This window comes from Pseudomonadota bacterium (assembly GCA_008501635.1).
Classification (GTDB): domain Bacteria; phylum Pseudomonadota; class Gammaproteobacteria; order QQUJ01; family QQUJ01; genus QQUJ01.
Map to the genome: position 1 here is coordinate 159,103 of QQUJ01000018.1, position 16,218 is coordinate 175,320.

Genomic DNA, 16,218 nt, shown 5'->3' on the forward strand with positions numbered 1-16,218 from the left:
GTCCATACATGAAGATCAAACGTTATTTCGCACCGGACATACGCACCGCTATTCGGCAGGTGCGCGAGCAACAGGGGCCGGATGCCGTGATTCTCTCCAACAAGGCCGTGGAAGGCGGGGTGGAGATCGTCGCCGCAGTTGATTACGACGAACAGACCGTGCTGCAACAGGCGCGTTCCGTGGAAGTCGACAGGGTGCGGCGGCAGGACGAGCCGGTTGCGGAAAAGTCCTTCGAGGAGTTGCCGGAGCGGCCCAGGCCCGCCGAGAGCATCTGGTCGCAGGAACCAGTGCTGACCGAGATGCGGCGCGAACTCAATTCGATGCGCGATCTGCTGGAGAATCAACTCTCGGGATTGGCGTGGGGCGACATGGTTCGCAATCAGCCGCTGCGCGCCACGCTGCTGCGACGCCTGGTCAATATGGGTGTGAGTTCACGACTCGCAAAAAGCATCGCGGACAAGACCGGATCGGCGGGTGATCAGGATCAACTGTGGCGCAAGGCGTTGGGGCTGCTGGCGCATGCCGTGCCGGTCGCCGAAGACGATATCCTCGCGCAAGGCGGCATCGTCGCTTTGGTGGGACCGACCGGTGTCGGCAAAACCACTATGGTCGCCAAATTGGCGGCACGCTTTTGTCTGCGCCACGGGCGCCGACAGGTCGCCTTGATTACCACCGACAACTATCGGGTCGGCGCCCACGAGCAGTTGCGCACCTACGGGCGTATTCTCGATGTGCCGGTGCGTGTGATCGAGGAGGGCGAGAATCTGGGGTCGGTGCTGGAGCACTACGCCGATCGCCGGCTGATACTGATCGACACGGCGGGGATGGGGCAGCGCGATGCCCGGTTGAACCAGCATCTGGCGCAGCTGCAGGACGAATTTCTGCCGATCAGGCGCTACCTGGTTCTTTCGGCCACTACCCATCGCACCGGTCTGGCGGAGATCGTGCGCCGCTTCGGCAAGATGCCATTGCACGGTTGCATGCTGACCAAGGTCGACGAGGCCACCCGTCTCGGGGGTGCGCTATCGGTTCTGATAGAGCAGCAATTGCCGGTAGCCTATGTGGGAGATGGCCAGCGTGTACCGGAGGATCTGGCGCCCGCAAGGGCCCATAATTTGGTTAGTATGGCGGTCTCCATGGCATTGCAGGGGGATAGCGTACCGGCAGAGACGGCCTCGGCCCCCGGCTTAGGGAGTGCGGTAGCCAATGGCGAGCGGTAAGGACAACAATGATCAGGCCGCGGGCCTGCGGCGCATGAAAAATCCTGGCCCGGTGCAGGTCATCGCGGTGACCAGCGGCAAAGGCGGTGTGGGCAAGACCAACGTCTCGGTGAATCTGGCCATATCTCTGGCGCAGTTGGGGCGGCAGGTGATGCTGCTGGATGCCGATCTAGGCCTCGCCAATGTCGATGTGTTGCTGGGGCTGCATCCGAAGCTCAACTTATCGCATGTGATGAAGGGTGAGTGTTCGCTGGATGAGGTTATCCTGGAGGGCCCCCACGGGGTGCGCATTGTGCCGGCTTCGTCGGGGATCAAGGGTATGGCCGAAATGAGTCCGGCGGAACACGCCGGGGTGGTAAGAGCGTTCAGCGAGGTCGGCGGCCATATCGATACGTTGATTGTCGATACCGCCGCGGGAATCTCCGATTCGGTGATCTCTTTCAGCCGTGCCTCGCAGGAGGTGTTGGTGGTGGTGTGTGATGAACCGGCCTCGATCACCGATGCCTATGCCTTGATCAAGCTGTTGAGCCGCGAACATGGGCAGCATCGGTTCCGGGTATTGGCTAATATGACGCACTCGCCCAGTGAGGGTAAGGAATTGTTCACAAAAATCACCCGTGTCACCGACCGTTTTCTTGAAGTGACGCTTGATTATATGGGTGCGATACCCCATGACAGCTATGTGCGCAAGGCGGTCCAGCGCCAGCGTGCGGTGGTCGACGCCTATCCGGCCTGCAAGGCATCGCAGGCATTCAAGCAAATGGCCCAGGTGGCCGATAAGTGGCCGAAGACCAAAGCCGCAGACGGCCACCTGCGGTTCTTTTTTGAGCGCATGCTGCAAGTGGGCGCGACCGAATGGCAGGCAGTCTGATGAAGGGCGTGGCCGGATACACCGCACAACAGGAACAGTCGCGTGCCGAACTGGTCGAGCGCCACGCATCGCTGGTAAAGCGGATCGCCTGTCACCTGCACAGCCGACTGCCGCCCAGCGTGCAACTGGAAGATCTGGTTCAGGCGGGCGTGATCGGTTTGCTGGAGGCGGCACGCAACTACGACGCCACGCAGGGTGCGAGTTTCGCAACCTACGCGGGCATTCGCATTCGCGGTGCGATGCTCGATGAGATACGGCGCTTGGATTGGACGCCGCGCTCGGTGCACCGTAAGGTGCGCATGGTCGCCGAAGCCGTCCATCGTATTGAGAATGAAAACGGACGCGATGCGCGCGATGGCGAAGTCGCCGAGCTGCTGGGGATTTCGCTCGACGAATACCATCAGATTCTGCAGGATGCCAGCTCCGCGCGCATCTTCAGCGTCGAAGATGTGGGGATTGATGGCGAATTGCCTTTTGCGGAGGGCGCCGGGCAGGGTCTGGATCCACTGGCGAATCTGCAGAACGATGATTTCCGGCAGGGATTGGCGGAGGCGATCAGCGAATTGCCGGAGCGTGAACGGCTGGTGGTTTCACTTTATTATGACGAAGAGTTGAATTTGCGTGAGATAGGGGAAGTGCTGGGTGTCACGGAATCACGCGTCTGCCAGATTCATGGCCGAGCCATGGTTCGATTGCGCGCCCGGATGCGCGATTGGTTGGACGGGGAGGAGTGATTTTGGCGGCGAGGGAGTAATGCTGCAGCTGACCGAGCCGATCAGAACTGTGCACCGGAGGTTGTTTTGGATAAGAACATGAAGATTCTCATCGTGGACGATTTTTCCACGATGCGCCGCATCATCAAAAATCTGCTGCGCGACCTGGGCTTCAACAACACAGCTGAGGCCGACGATGGCGCGACGGCCTTACCCATTCTGCAGGCCGGTAATTTCGATTTTCTGGTGACCGACTGGAATATGCCCAACATGACCGGTATCCAGCTGCTGGAGGCGGTACGCACCGATCCCAAGCTGCAGAAACTCCCGGTGCTGATGGTGACTGCGGAGGCCAAGCGCGAACAGATCGTCATGGCGGCGCAGGCCGGGGTCAACGGTTATATCGTCAAACCCTTCACGGCGGCGACTCTCAAGGAGAAGATCGAGAAGATATTCGAGCGTCTCGAAGGCGGCGGCTGAATCGGGGCAAGATCATGGCAATACGCCCTGAGAATACCAAGGCCCTGCCTGACGTCGAGGCCGTGCGCGCACTGCTGAAGCATCTCGAGTCCGATAACCGCGCTGGTGCCGAGGCGTTGTTCGACGAACTGCTCGCGTTGCGCGAATCCCAGATGTTCCAGCAGCTGGGCAGGTTGACGCGTGATATTCACGATGCACTGAGAAATTTCCACCTCGACGAGCGCCTCTCGAAGTTGGCCGACGAGGAGATTCCGGACGCCAAGCAGCGGCTCAACTACGTTATCGAGATGACCGGTCAGTCGGCCCACCGCACCTTGAACGCGGTCGAGGCCTGTCTCCCACTGTCGGAGCAGATCGAGATTCAGGGCGGTGAACTGCTGGCGGACTGGGAGCGGTTTCGCAACCGCGAACTGACGATGGAGGAGTTCAAAGGACTGTCCAGCCGGATCAGCGACTATTTTTCGACGGCCGCCCAGTGTGCAGCCAGCATGCGCGGCGAACTCTCCGACGTCATGATGGCACAGGATTTTCAGGATCTGACCGGCCAGGTCATCCGGCGGGTCATTACTCTGGTACAGGAGGTAGAGGACAAATTGGTCGATCTGGTACGGGCCGCCGGCGGACGGATCAAATCGGGTGCGCCGGAAGTTAAAGAGGCGTCGCTGTCTCAGGGTGAGGGGCCGACGCCGCCCGCCCTGTTGACCGACGATCGAGTTGCGAACCAGGACGATGTGGACGACCTGCTCTCGAGCCTGGGTTTCTGACGACGTCGTGTTGTCGACCGGTAAAAAGTTTTCAGGCAAATGGCCGATGTATAACGAAGCAATGGTGAAGTCCGTTGAGTTACCGCACCCGGATGTTCGGAGGGCGGTGTTTGTCGCCCGGCGCGAGCCGGCGAGTTCCAGTGGGTGCCAAGGCTAAAAGGGCGGGGATTATGGCCATCGATGGCGATGACGAGATCCTTCAGGATTTTCTGATCGAAGCAGGGGAAATTCTCGAACTGCTGGGTGAGCAGTTGGTCGATCTGGAGCGCAAGCCTCAGGATTCCGAGTTGCTCAACGCCATCTTCCGCGGCTTTCATACCGTCAAGGGCGGCGCCGGATTCCTGGGTATCACCTCGCTGGTCGAGATCTGCCACTGCACCGAAGACGTTTTCAATCTGCTGCGCCAGGGAAGCGTTGTCGTCGATGCCGGCATCATGGACATCGTGCTGAGATCGCTCGATTCGGTCAATGAAATGTTCGACGGGGTGCGCGGCGGTCAGGAGCCGGCGGCAGCCGATACCGAACTGCTCCAGCAGCTGCGCTATATCGCCGATCACGGGCTTGCGCCCGGCGGCAATGCTGCCCCCGCTGTCAGTCAAGCCGCCGTCGCCGAAGCGGCGTCACCCGCGGCGGTGGAGGCGGAAGCGAAGAACGCACCAGCCCCCGACGACGATTTTACCGATCTCGAGTTTCAGGCACTGCTCGATGCGGCAGCGAACAGCAAGGAAGCCACGGCAGCTGAGTCCGCCCCACCCCCAAGCGAAGCAGGCGAAGGGGATATCACCGAGGACGAATTCGAAGCCCTGCTCGACGAACTCCATGGCAAGGGGAAGTTCAGTGCCGCGGGTATCGAGGCAGCACCGGAACCCCAACCCGTCCCGGGCGCACCGACGCCACCACCAGCCGCGGCTGACGACGACGAGATTACCGATGATGAGTTCGAGGCATTGCTTGACGAGTTGCACGGTCAGGGGAAGTTCGGCGCAGATCTTGTTGCAGCCATCCCAAACAGGGCCGTGGCAGACAAAAAAACGTCCGCCAAGGCACAGGGGAAACCCGCGCCGAAGGTGGCGGCGGGATCCAAGCCAACCGCGAAGCCGGCATCCCAACCGGCGCCTCGGCCGGCCACGCCACGCGCTGATACCACCGCGCAGTCGGATTCGACGATACGCGTCGATACCAAGCGCCTCGACGAGATCATGAACATGGTGGGTGAGCTGGTGCTGGTACGCAACCGACTCGCCACACTGCGCAGCAAAATCAACGATGAACAGGTTGCCAAGGCGATCGCCAATCTGGATCTGGTCACCTCGGATCTTCAATTGGCCGCCATGAAGACCCGCATGCAACCGATCAAAAAGGTCTTTGGGCGCTTCCCACGGGTGGTGCGCGATCTCGCCCGCCACCTCAATAAGGAGATCGACCTGGAGATGCAGGGCGAGGAGACCGATCTCGATAAAAACCTTGTCGAGGCGTTGGCCGATCCGTTGGTGCATCTGGTGCGTAACTCGGTCGACCACGGGATCGAGCTGCCCGAGGTGCGTGTCAAGGCAGGCAAGTCGCCCAAGGGTACCGTGGTATTGGCCGCCGAGCAGGCGGGTGATCACATCCTCCTCTCCATCGAAGACGACGGCGCGGGCATGGACCCCGAGCGGCTGCGCGCCAAAGTGGTGGAGAAGGGTTTGATGGACGAAGAGGCGGCCAAACGGCTGACCGATCGCGAGTGCTACAACCTGATCTTTCTGCCGGGATTCTCGACCAAATCCGAAATCTCCGACGTCTCCGGTCGCGGTGTGGGTATGGACGTGGTCAAGACGCGTATCGGTCAGTTGAACGGCACGGTGGAGATCGATTCCGAACTGGGTCGCGGTAGCCGTATCTCGATCAAAGTACCTTTGACCCTGGCCATCCTGCCGACGCTGATGGTCAGACTCCAGGACCAGGCTTTTGCCATACCCTTGAGCAACGTCAACGAGATTTTCGATCTCGATCTGTCACGTACCAAGATGATCGATGGTCAAGAGGTGGTGATGCTGCGGGGGAAAGCACTGCCGGTTTTTTATCTCAAGGAGTGGTTGATCCGTGCGAAAGGAACGCCCTCCGAGCGACCCAGTTCCGGACATGTCGTGGTGGTGCAGGTGAGCGGACGCCTGGTGGGGTTCGTGGTCGATCATCTGCTTGGCCAGGAGGAGGTGGTGATCAAACCTTTGGGGGCCTTTCTCCAGAAAATTTCCGGGCTTGCCGGTGCCACGATAACCGGTGACGGACGTATGGCGCTCATCCTGGATGTGCCCAGTCTGCTGAAAGCCTATGCGGGTCGACGTGGTGCCGGGCACGCGCGGGCAAAGGATCAACGGTGAAGCGGCTTTCAGAGTTCAAGAATCATGGCTTGCAGTGCGAGGAACGCCGATGAGCGTGCGTGTCCTCGTGGTCGATGATTCAGGTTTCTTTCGCCGCCGTATCGCCGAGATCATCTCCTCCGATGCGCGATTGGAGGTGGTGGGGAGCGCGGAGAACGGGATGGAGGCGGTGCGGCAGGTGAAGAGTCTGAAGCCCGACGTGGTTACCATGGATATCGAGATGCCGGTCATGGATGGCATAGCGGCTGTGCGCCGCATCATGGCGGAGCATCCCACGCCGGTATTGATGTTCTCAACGCTTACCTACGAGGGCGGCAAGGCCACCCTCGACGCTCTGGAAGCAGGTGCGGTGGATTTTCTCCCGAAGCGCTTCGAGGATATGGCGAAGGATCGGGAGAGCGGTGCTCGCGTCCTGTGTGCCAGGGTCTATCAGTTGGGATCGCGGCGCTCAGTGGCAAAACCGAGTGCCGCCCCGTCAGCGACCAAACGCGCATCAGAGTTCGGCGCCGTAAATCGACCCGTGGTTGCCACGGCGCGGCCGGCATCCGTCATCCGCCCCGGCAGCGTCAAACTGCTGGCGATCGGCGCATCGACCGGAGGGCCAGTGGCGCTGCAGCAGGTCCTGGCCAAACTGTCTGCCGATTTTCCCGTGCCGATCGTCCTGATCCAGCACATGCCCGCCAACTTTACCAGGGCTTTTGCCGAGCGCCTCGATCAACAGTGTGCGATCTCTGTCAAAGAGGCGGCGGACAAGGATGAGTTGAAACCGGGAATGGCGTTGCTCGCCCCGGGGGGCAAGCAGATGCTGGTGGAACGCAGCGGCGCGCGTTTGCTGGTCTCGGTGCAGGATGGCAAGCAGGAACTCACTTATCGGCCGAGTGTCGACGTCACCTTCGGCTCCGCCGCGCGCGCGATGGGCTGCGAAGTGCTGGCGTTGGTGCTGACCGGTATGGGTGCTGACGGGCGCGAAGGTGCCCGGCTGCTCAAGCAGGGCGGATCTCTCGTCTGGGCTCAGGATGAGGCAAGTTGCGTGATTTATGGCATGCCAGCGGCCGTTATCCAGGCGCATCTGGCGGACCGTGTACTGGCGCTGGATGAGATTGGCGCAGCGCTGACGGCCAGTATCTGAAGGGAGGTATGAGCCATGGACATCCTCAGCATAATCGGCATCCTCCTGGCGTTGGGCGCGATCGTCGGCGGCAATATCCTCGAAGGCGGTCACACCGATTCGTTGGTACAGCTCACAGCCTTCATCATCGTTATCGGCGGTACCCTGGGCGCGGTGATGCTGCAGACGCCGCTCAACTCCTTCCTCCATGCCATAAAGATGTTTGGCTGGATCATTCTGCCTCCCAAGCAGGAGGCTGAAGTCGCAATCGAGAAGATCGTCGAATGGAGCAATGTGGCGCGCAAGGAGGGGTTGTTGGGATTGGAGGCGGTGTCCGAGGGTGAGCCGGATCTCTTTGTGCGTAAAGGACTGCAGCTGCTGGTCGACGGCAGCGAACCCGATGCGATTCGCAGCATCATGGAGGTCGAACTCTCCGCCAAGGAACACCATGGAATTCAGGCGGCAAAGGTTTACGAAGCGGGCGGCGGCTATTCACCCACCATCGGCATCATCGGCGCGGTCATGGGGTTGATACACGTGATGCAGAATCTCTCCGATCCCAGCAAATTGGGCAGCGGTATAGCCGTGGCATTTGTAGCAACCATCTACGGTGTGGGTGCTGCCAATCTGTTTTTGCTGCCCATTGCCAATAAGCTCAAAAGCATCGTTCACCATCAAACGCAGTATCGCGAAATGGTGGTCGAAGGCATCATCTCTATTGCCGAGGGAGAGAATCCGCGCAATATCGAAGCAAAACTGCGGGGCTACCTGACGTGACAACAGGAGGCAGGGAAAAGTGTAAAGCGTGCCGGGAGGGAGCAGTTCGCCCCTTTGCGCTTTTATTGTTCGCCTTTGACCTGATTCGCCATGGCGCGTAAAAAACGACCTGAAGAACACGAGAATCACGAGCGTTGGCTGGTTTCCTATGCCGATTTCATCACGCTCTTGTTCGCGTTCTTCGTGGTCATGTACTCCATCTCCTCGATCAACGAGGGCAAGTACCGTGTTCTCTCCGACGCCATAGTGGCGGCCTTTCGTTCACCAGCCAAGAGTCTTGATCCGGTTCAGATCGGCCAGCTGGCGAAGAGCCCGAACAGTTCCCCGGTCAATCTTCCCTACGAGTATCGGCGCAAACTGGAAGAGGCGTTGGGCGGTCAGCAGCGCAGTATCGAACGTGAGCCTGGGGGACGCACCAGCGATGCGGCTTCCACCGCCTTGAAGAGTATCAGCGGTGAAATTCAACAGGCGGTTCAGTCACTGATTGACCAGGACCTGGTGAAGGTACGCCAGGGCAAGGGTTGGCTGGAGATCGAGCTCAAGGCGAGCATTCTCTACCCAAGCGGCAGCGCTGCCCTGACGGAAGAGGCGCTCCCGGTGCTGCGCAAACTGGCGGAAGTGTTGAACAAACATCCGAACCCCGTGCAGGTGGAGGGGCACACCGACAACCTGCCGATCCGGTCGCTGGTCTATCCATCGAACTGGGAGTTGTCAGCGGCGCGCGCCGCCAGCGTGGTCCAGTTCTTCGTTCAGGTGGGAATGGATCCAAAGCGCATGGCCGCCATCGGCTATGGTGAGCATCGCCCGGTATCCGACAATACCAGTGTGGATGGCAGGCGCGAGAATCGTCGCGTGGCACTGGTGGTTTTGGCCACGGAGACGGCGACACCGGCGCTGTCGGCTCCCACACCTGAGGTCCCTACGCCCAAAGCGCCGGGGCAGCTTTCGCCAATCTCGGGTATCCCGGTGCAACCGCCGCTTGGTGCCGGTGGAGCTCCGCAGTGAAGGTCTGGGCCATCGCCAATCAGAAAGGTGGTGTGGGCAAGACCACCACGGCCATTACCCTGGCGGGACTCCTGACGGACGAGGGCCATGGGGTGTTGCTGATCGATCTCGATCCGCACGGTTCGGCGACCTCTTACCTGGGGTTCGACCCCGAAACCGTGCAGAACAGCGTTTATACGCTGTTCAAGCAGACCGCCGACGGCGTGCAGCCCAACGTTGCGGCTGCGGTTCAGCCAACCAGGATCGAGCGCCTCCATCTGCTGGCTGCCTCGACTGCTCTCGCTACGCTCGACCGTCAACTCGGAAGCCGCGAAGGCATGGGTCTGGTGGTGGGGCGCGCGCTGAAGCGACTTGAAGGGAAATTCGATCATGTCTTTATCGATTGCCCCCCGGTCTTGGGCGTACTGATGATCAATGCCTTGGCCGCAAGCGATTTTCTGCTGATACCTACACAAACCGAGTACCTGGCGCTTAAAGGTCTGGACCGCATGCTCCGAACCCTGGAGATGGTGCGGCGCTCCCGCCCCCAGCCGTTGCCCTACCTGATCGTGCCAGCCTTTTTTGATCGGCGCACGCGCGCCTCCATCGACACCCTGCGGGTACTGCGCGAACGCTACAGCGAGCACCTCTGGGGTGGAGTGATCCCCATCGATACACAGTTTCGCGAAGCCAGTCAGGCGGGTGTGCCGCTCTCCTCGATGAGTGCGCATACCAGGGGCCTCGATGCCTATCGGCAACTGCTGGGTGATCTGAACGACGACGTACACCAGGTCGGTAAGGCGGCGGCTCTGTGAGTGGTAAGTTGGAACGCCCGGTGCTGGTGGATCAGCAGGTCGCGCTGAGCGCCTACCTGGATTCCCTGCTGCGCGAGGTGCCGATCGAGTTCGAAGCAGGAGCCGAAAAACCAGCGGCTGTTCATCTCTTGCGTCAGCCCGCGGCGGTTGAGGAGGAGAGTGTCGCGGCGCCTGCAGAGGTAGGCGCCCGGCTTGCGGTGGAATCGCCGCTGCCGGACTGGGTGGAAACACGCTTCCAGTGTCTGCTTTTTGACGTTCGCGGGCTGACCTTGGCAGTGCCTTTGGAAAAGCTCTGCGGGATCACGGAATGGGCCGATGGCGTGACAAAACTGCCCGAGCGCCCGGCCTGGTTCCTGGGGGTGATGACCTACCGTGAGCGACAGGCCGGCATCGTCGATACCGCAGGCGTGGTTATGCCCGAACGCCTGGATGGCACCACCACCCCTACCGCTTACGCCCATATCATCTTCTTCGACGAGGGTCGCTGGGGGCTCGCCTGTGAGCGGGTGGATCAGGTGATCACGCTTGGCAAGGATCAGGTTCGCTGGCGCACATCGCGAACCAAGCGGCCCTGGCTGGCGGGCACGGTCGTCGATCATATGTGCGCGCTTCTGGATATCGACGCATTGGCGGATATGATCAAGGCACTATGAGGCGGTGGGGAATCGCGCCACTGCTTTCACGGCAGCGTGGGGCGATTTATGCTGGCATGGATCATGCTTAAACTGGAATAGGGTTGCAGTAGTGTCGGAATCCCGTCGCGCCACGCGACGTTGCAGCAATGATGCCCGACGGTGGCTGGACTCAGGGTGAAACGATGAACCAAATGACAGAGAACGGCAAGGATCCTGTGGTGCAGTGGGTGACCTTCCACCTGGAGGAAGAGACCTTCGGTATCAATGTGATGCAGGTACAGGAGGTATTGCGGGTCAGTGAAATCGCCCCGGTCCCGGGTGCGCCCGACTATGTGCTCGGAATCATCAATCTGCGGGGCAATGTGGTAACGGTGATCGATACGCGCAAACGCTTTGGCATGCCGCCCGGAGAGGTCGATGACAATTCGCGAGTGGTCATCATTGAAAGTCAGGGACAGATCTTCGGGATTCTGGTCGACAGCGTGGCGGAGGTTGTCGAGCTACGCCGTTCCGAGATCGATATGGCGCCGAATGTCGGCAACGAAGAGAACGCCCGCTACATCCAGGGAGTGGCTACAGTGGACTCTGATCTGTTGATTCTGGTCGATCTCAACAAGCTGCTCACGGAAGAGGAGTGGGAGGAGATGACGAGCCTTTGAGCTCGTCCGCAGTGGCCATGGCCAAACTGCCCGAAGTCTCTCCCTTAAGCCCGATCTGGCCGGTTGGGTCCAACGAAAAATCGGACAGGCGCAAACCAAAAGATGAGGAATCGCCGCGCGAACTTCCATCCAAATCCCGCAAGGAAAAAAGAGATGAGGGTGAAGGTGGACACATCGACGAGTACGCATGATGACTGAATGGCATGAAGGGCTCTACCCGCTGGTAACGATCGTCGCGTTGCTGATCGCCTTGTCGGCAGTGCGTCTTGCGCGACGAAGTGGCGAAGCTGTTCTCGGGATGCGCGATGCCCAGGGTGCAGAGATGAACCGTGTTCGGCAGGACCTGCGAGCGCTTTGTGCGGGTGCGGTGGGGCTCGGTGATCGCCTGCGGCAACTGGAGCGCGAGCAGCGCGCATTGGCTGATCGGCACGAGCGGCTTGAGTTGAAAGATCCTGGCGAGCGCCCCTACGCACAGGCGATTCGTCTGGTGCACAACGGCGCGCCGGTCAGGGAGATCGCCGAAACCTGCGGTTTGACGCGCAGCGAGGCGGAGCTGCTGACGATGCTGCATAGCGTGGATAAGGCAAGCTGATCACCTTCAAATCCTAAGGAATAAAAAAGCCGGCTGGCCGCCGGCTTTTTTATTTGGTCGGGGTGACAGGATTTGAACCTACGACCCCTGCCTCCCGAAGGCAGTGCTCTACCAGGCTGAGCTACACCCCGAAACTAGTAATTCCTGGTGATGGAGAATACCGCTAGACTCGCTAAGGCTTCTTTGTATGGCGTCTCCGGCAACCCTTCGAGCTGGGCCACAGCGAGTTCTGCCTCGGCCTTTGCGAGCTCGGCAGTGTACTCGATAGCCTTGGTCGATTCAATGGCGCTCAGGACCTCATCGATGCACTCGCGTCCCCCGTTCTCTATGGCTCTGCGCAGGATGCGGATTTGCTCCGACGTGCCTTTGCGCATGGCATAAATCAGCGGAAGTGTGGGTTTGCCTTCGGCCAGGTCATCACCGATATTCTTGCCTGTTTCGGCAGCGGATGCGCTGTAGTCCAAGGCGTCATCCACCAGCTGAAAGGCGGTTCCCAGGTGCATGCCGAAATCGCCAATGGCGCTCTCCGTATCCCCGCCTTGGCCACCGAGGATGGCGCCCAGACGGGTAGCGGCTTCGAACAGTTTTGCGGTTTTGCAACGGATGACCTCGAGATACTTGAGCTCCGTCGTGTCGGGGTCGTTGCAGTTCATCAACTGCATCACCTCGCCCTCGGCGATGATGTTGGTGGCATCGGCGAGAATGGTCATGACACGCATGCTATCGGCGTCCACCATCATCTGAAAGGCGCGGGAGTAGAGAAAGTCACCGACCAGGACACTGGCTTCGTTGCCCCATAGGGCATTGGCAGTCTCCTGTCCGCGGCGCAGCTCCGAGGCGTCTACCACGTCATCGTGCAAGAGTGTCGCGGTGTGAATGAATTCCACCACTGCCGCGAGGTTGACGTGCTGGTCGCCGGAGTACCCAAATGCACGCGCCGCGAGCAGTACCAGCATCGGGCGCAGGCGTTTTCCACCGCTGTTGATGATGTACTGGCTGAGCTGGTTGATGAGGACGACATCCGAACTGAGGCGATCGTGGATGATTTGGTCGACCGCTCTCATGTCGTCCGCGATCAGTTCGCGGATTTGATCGATTTCCATTGGATAAACAGTACTCAACGGAGGGCCTGCTCATGCTAGGGAGGGGGCCTGGGGGTGTCAAGAGCCGCTTCCCGTGGCACCTGGCTACAGGACTGATTTTGCGGGAATTCCCGATTGACCCACTGCAGATCAATCAGTAGAATTGCCCATTTCCTTTTGGGGCGGCTATTGCGTCCGCCCGATTCTGCGGAGAGTTCTGAGCATGTACGCGGTTATCAAAACCGGGGGTAAACAGTACCGGGTGAGCGAGGGCGATCGCCTGCGCGTTGAAAAACTCCCCGTCGAAGCGGGTGAGAATGTGGAATTTGATCAGGTGCTGCTCATCTCAAACGGCGACGAGACGACGGTCGGCACGCCGCTAGTGAACGGGTCCAAGGTGACCGCCTCCGTGAAAGAACACGGTCGCGGTAAAAAAGTAAAGATCATCAAGTTCAAGCGCCGTAAGCACCATATGAAACGCATGGGCCATCGGCAGGCGTATACTGAAGTGCAGATCACTGGCATTCAGGCCGGCTGATCGGCGATAGGAGAGAGTAGTCCATGGCTCATAAAAAGGCAGGCGGCAGTACCCGTAACGGCCGCGATTCTGAGTCCAAACGATTGGGCGTGAAGATGTTCGGTGGCCAGGCTATCCGGGCCGGCAGCATCATCGTCCGTCAGCGCGGCACCAAGGTGCATCCCGGCGTCAACGTGGGTTGCGGTCGCGATTTCACGCTTTTTGCCAAGGCTGACGGTGTGGTCAAGTTTGAGATCAAAGGCCCGAAAAACCGCCAGTATGTGAGTGTTGTCACGGACTAGGTTTCCGCGCAAACCAGTATTCAGGAGAAGCCCCGTGACACAGCGGGGCTTTTTTGTTGCGGTCCAAACCGCTTGGCGCAATCGCTGCTAGCTTGTAACTTCATCCCATGAAATTCGTCGACGAGGCAATCATACGCATTGAAGCCGGTGATGGCGGCAACGGCTGCGTCAGCTTTCGTCGCGAGAAATACATCCCTTTCGGCGGCCCCGACGGCGGTGATGGCGGTGCTGGTGGCAGTCTGTTCCTGGAGGCTGATTCGGGGCTCAACACCCTGGTCGATTTCCGGCATACCCGGCGGTTTCGTGCCCAGCGTGGAGGGAACGGGATGGGGCGTAACTGCACGGGCAAGAGCGGCGAAGATCTCGTGATTCGCGTGCCGGTGGGAACCGTCGTGGTCGATGATGATACCGGTGAGCAGATGGGAGATCTGGTCGAGCCGGGCGATCGACTCTGTGTGGCCCAGGGCGGTCGAGGGGGGCTGGGCAATACGCGGTTCAAGAGCAGCACCAACCGGGCGCCGCGCCAAGCCACCAAGGGGACGCTCGGCGAGCAACGCAAACTCCGGCTGGAGCTTAAGGTACTGGCTGATGTGGGGTTGCTGGGTCTTCCCAACGCCGGCAAGTCGACCTTGATTCGCGCCGTTTCGGCGGCCCGTCCGCGCGTTGCGGACTACCCGTTTACGACCCTCTACCCGAATCTGGGGGTGGTGCGCATCAACAGCGAGCGCAGCTTCGTTGTGGCGGATATCCCCGGTGTTATCGAGGGAGCCGCAGAGGGTGCGGGCCTGGGATTGCAGTTTCTGAAACACCTCTCGCGCACACGGTTGTTGCTGCATCTGGTCGATCTGTTTCCCTTTGATCAGTCTGAACCCGCCGACAACGCGCGTGCGATTGCCGAGGAGTTGGCCAAGTTCAGTACGGATCTGGCGACCCGCGAGCGTTGGCTGGTATTCAATAAAATCGATCTTGGGGACGCCGAAACGGCGGAGGAGGCTGCCCAAAAAGCGATCAAGGCGCTTGCATGGCGGGGACCCGTGTTTATGATTTCGGCGCAAACGGGGCAAGGTACGCGCGAATTGGTATCCGCTATTATGGGACACTTGGAATCCCTCGCTGCAAAGCAGTGCCAAGAGGCTAAAAGCGAAGCAACCGGCTCCGTGGAGCACTCATGAAGACGCGTCAACAACTGGCCAATGCGCGGCGCTGGGTGATCAAGATCGGCAGTTCGCTGTTGACCAATGACGGTCGTGGACTCGATAGCGACGCTATTGGCACGTGGGTGGCGCAGATTGCAGCGTTGCAAGCGACCGGCGCGGAAGTGATGTTGGTCTCCTCAGGTGCCATTGCGGCGGGTATGACACGTCTGGGATGGCGTGCGCGCCCGCATGCCCTGCACGAACTCCAGGCTGCTGCTGCCGTTGGCCAAATGGGGCTGATACAGGCCTATGAATCGCATTTTCAGCGTTACGGACTGCAGACCGCGCAGGTGCTGCTGACCCACGATGATCTGTCGCACCGCAAGCGTTACCTCAATGCACGCAGCACGCTGCGCACTCTGCTGAAACTGGGTGTGGTGCCGATCGTCAACGAAAACGACACCGTGGCTATGGAGGAGATCCGCTTTGGCGATAACGATACGTTAGCCGCGTTGGTGGCGAATCTTGTGGAGGCCGATCTGCTCTTGATTCTGACTGACCAGGAAGGGCTCTACGAACAAGATCCTCGCATGAAACCCGATGCCGCATTGGTTTCACAACGCTCCGCAGGCGATCCAGAGCTGACACGGATGGCGGGAGACAGCGTCAGCGGTCTGGGACGAGGTGGTATGTCGACAAAAGTTCATGCGGCGCGACTGGCAGCGCGGTCGGGTACCACGACACTCATCGTCAGCGGTCGCAGCGAGCGATTGCTCGAACGCGTGCGGGGAGGCGAAGAGATCGGTACGCTGCTGGTGCCTGATCAGGAACCGGTAGCCGCCCGCAAGCGCTGGTTGGCGGGGCATCTGCAGGTGAAAGGCCGCCTCGAACTCGATGATGGGGCGGTACGTGTGTTGCGCGAATCGGGGCGCAGCCTGTTGGCGGTGGGGGTGCGTGACGTTGGCGGCAGTTTTTCACGGGGCGAGTTGGTGAGCTGCGTCAACGCGCAGGGTGTTGAAGTAGCGCGCGGCTTGGTCAACTACGGTGCCGAGGAGGCGCAACGCATCAAGGGTATGCCCAGCGCGCAGATCGAGGCGCTGCTCGGGTATGTCGATGAGCCGGAGCTGATTCATCGCGACAACCTGGTGTTGGTCTAGCACTACCTGAGTGGCGCGCGAGCAACCAAATAAAAAGGCCGGTCCA

The 16,218-nt window shown here is 60.1% G+C and carries 18 protein-coding genes and 1 tRNA gene; 17 read left to right on the forward strand and 2 right to left on the reverse strand.

Annotated features, from left to right (window positions below; genetic code table 11):
* The first annotated feature begins 8 nt into the window (after positions 1-8).
* The 13 genes from flhF to DWQ09_10815 all read left to right on the forward strand — a co-directional run bounded on the left by flhF (position 9) and on the right by DWQ09_10815 (position 11,978).
* The gene (flhF, locus tag DWQ09_10755) at positions 9-1,220 is read left to right on the forward strand and encodes a flagellar biosynthesis protein FlhF (GenBank protein ID KAA3627653.1); all 1,212 of its coding nucleotides are present in this window, start codon (positions 9-11) and stop codon (positions 1,218-1,220) included.
* Between the two features lie 34 nt (positions 1,221-1,254).
* Positions 1,255-2,091: a MinD/ParA family protein gene (locus DWQ09_10760; protein ID KAA3627999.1), complete on the forward strand. Its 837-nt coding sequence runs from the start codon at positions 1,255-1,257 to the stop codon at positions 2,089-2,091.
* The gene (locus DWQ09_10765) at positions 2,091-2,825 is read left to right on the forward strand and encodes an RNA polymerase sigma factor FliA (GenBank protein KAA3628000.1); all 735 of its coding nucleotides are present in this window, start codon (positions 2,091-2,093) and stop codon (positions 2,823-2,825) included. The genes DWQ09_10760 and DWQ09_10765 overlap by 1 nt, the downstream gene beginning before the upstream one ends.
* A 66-nt stretch (positions 2,826-2,891) precedes the next feature.
* The gene (locus tag DWQ09_10770) at positions 2,892-3,284 is read left to right on the forward strand and encodes a chemotaxis protein CheY (protein KAA3627654.1); all 393 of its coding nucleotides are present in this window, start codon (positions 2,892-2,894) and stop codon (positions 3,282-3,284) included.
* 14 nt (positions 3,285-3,298) lie between these two features.
* The gene (locus DWQ09_10775; protein KAA3627655.1) at positions 3,299-4,048 is read left to right on the forward strand and encodes a protein phosphatase CheZ; all 750 of its coding nucleotides are present in this window, start codon (positions 3,299-3,301) and stop codon (positions 4,046-4,048) included.
* A gap of 170 nt (positions 4,049-4,218) precedes the next feature.
* On the forward strand, positions 4,219-6,408 hold the full coding sequence (locus DWQ09_10780) for a chemotaxis protein CheA (GenBank protein ID KAA3627656.1): 2,190 nt from the start codon (positions 4,219-4,221) through the stop codon (positions 6,406-6,408).
* A gap of 49 nt (positions 6,409-6,457) precedes the next feature.
* Positions 6,458-7,537: a chemotaxis response regulator protein-glutamate methylesterase gene (locus DWQ09_10785; protein ID KAA3627657.1), complete on the forward strand. Its 1,080-nt coding sequence runs from the start codon at positions 6,458-6,460 to the stop codon at positions 7,535-7,537.
* A gap of 15 nt (positions 7,538-7,552) precedes the next feature.
* The gene (locus DWQ09_10790) at positions 7,553-8,293 is read left to right on the forward strand and encodes a flagellar motor protein (protein KAA3627658.1); all 741 of its coding nucleotides are present in this window, start codon (positions 7,553-7,555) and stop codon (positions 8,291-8,293) included.
* Between the two features lie 90 nt (positions 8,294-8,383).
* On the forward strand, positions 8,384-9,298 hold the full coding sequence (locus DWQ09_10795) for a flagellar motor protein MotD (GenBank protein KAA3627659.1): 915 nt from the start codon (positions 8,384-8,386) through the stop codon (positions 9,296-9,298).
* Complete coding sequence (locus DWQ09_10800) at positions 9,295-10,092, forward strand: ParA family protein (GenBank protein KAA3627660.1); 798 nt, start codon at positions 9,295-9,297, stop codon at positions 10,090-10,092. The genes DWQ09_10795 and DWQ09_10800 overlap by 4 nt, the downstream gene beginning before the upstream one ends.
* An 8-nt stretch (positions 10,093-10,100) precedes the next feature.
* Complete coding sequence (locus tag DWQ09_10805) at positions 10,101-10,745, forward strand: chemotaxis protein CheW (protein ID KAA3627661.1); 645 nt, start codon at positions 10,101-10,103, stop codon at positions 10,743-10,745.
* Positions 10,746-10,909: 164 nt separating this feature from the next.
* Positions 10,910-11,386 (forward strand): chemotaxis protein CheW, encoded by a 477-nt coding sequence (locus DWQ09_10810; protein KAA3628001.1) that lies wholly within the window; start codon positions 10,910-10,912, stop codon positions 11,384-11,386.
* Positions 11,387-11,573: 187 nt separating this feature from the next.
* A complete protein-coding gene (locus DWQ09_10815; GenBank protein KAA3627662.1) occupies positions 11,574-11,978 on the forward strand; it encodes a DUF2802 domain-containing protein in 405 nt (134 codons plus the stop codon).
* A 54-nt stretch (positions 11,979-12,032) separates the two neighbouring features.
* Here the strand turns inward: DWQ09_10815 and DWQ09_10820 are convergent.
* Together DWQ09_10820 and DWQ09_10825 are read right to left on the reverse strand one after the other, a co-directional pair.
* Positions 12,033-12,109 (reverse strand) — tRNA-Pro (locus tag DWQ09_10820).
* 3 nt (positions 12,110-12,112) lie between these two features.
* The gene (locus tag DWQ09_10825) at positions 12,113-13,081 is read right to left on the reverse strand and encodes an octaprenyl diphosphate synthase (GenBank protein ID KAA3627663.1); all 969 of its coding nucleotides are present in this window, start codon (positions 13,079-13,081) and stop codon (positions 12,113-12,115) included.
* Between the two features lie 202 nt (positions 13,082-13,283).
* On the opposite strand from DWQ09_10825, the gene rplU reads away from it, so the two are divergent.
* From rplU to DWQ09_10845, 4 genes are all read left to right on the forward strand, one after another.
* Positions 13,284-13,598, forward strand: a complete 315-nt coding sequence (rplU, locus tag DWQ09_10830) for a 50S ribosomal protein L21 (protein KAA3627664.1) — start codon at positions 13,284-13,286, stop codon at positions 13,596-13,598.
* Positions 13,599-13,621: 23 nt separating this feature from the next.
* Entirely contained in the window at positions 13,622-13,879 is a 258-nt protein-coding gene (locus DWQ09_10835) for a 50S ribosomal protein L27 (GenBank protein KAA3627665.1), read from the forward strand.
* Between the two features lie 107 nt (positions 13,880-13,986).
* Positions 13,987-15,051, forward strand: coding sequence for a GTPase ObgE (locus DWQ09_10840; protein ID KAA3627666.1), 1,065 nt, complete (start codon positions 13,987-13,989; stop codon positions 15,049-15,051).
* Complete coding sequence (locus tag DWQ09_10845) at positions 15,048-16,172, forward strand: glutamate 5-kinase (protein KAA3627667.1); 1,125 nt, start codon at positions 15,048-15,050, stop codon at positions 16,170-16,172. Before DWQ09_10840 ends, DWQ09_10845 begins: the two co-directional genes overlap by 4 nt.
* The last annotated feature ends 46 nt before the right edge of the window (positions 16,173-16,218 follow it).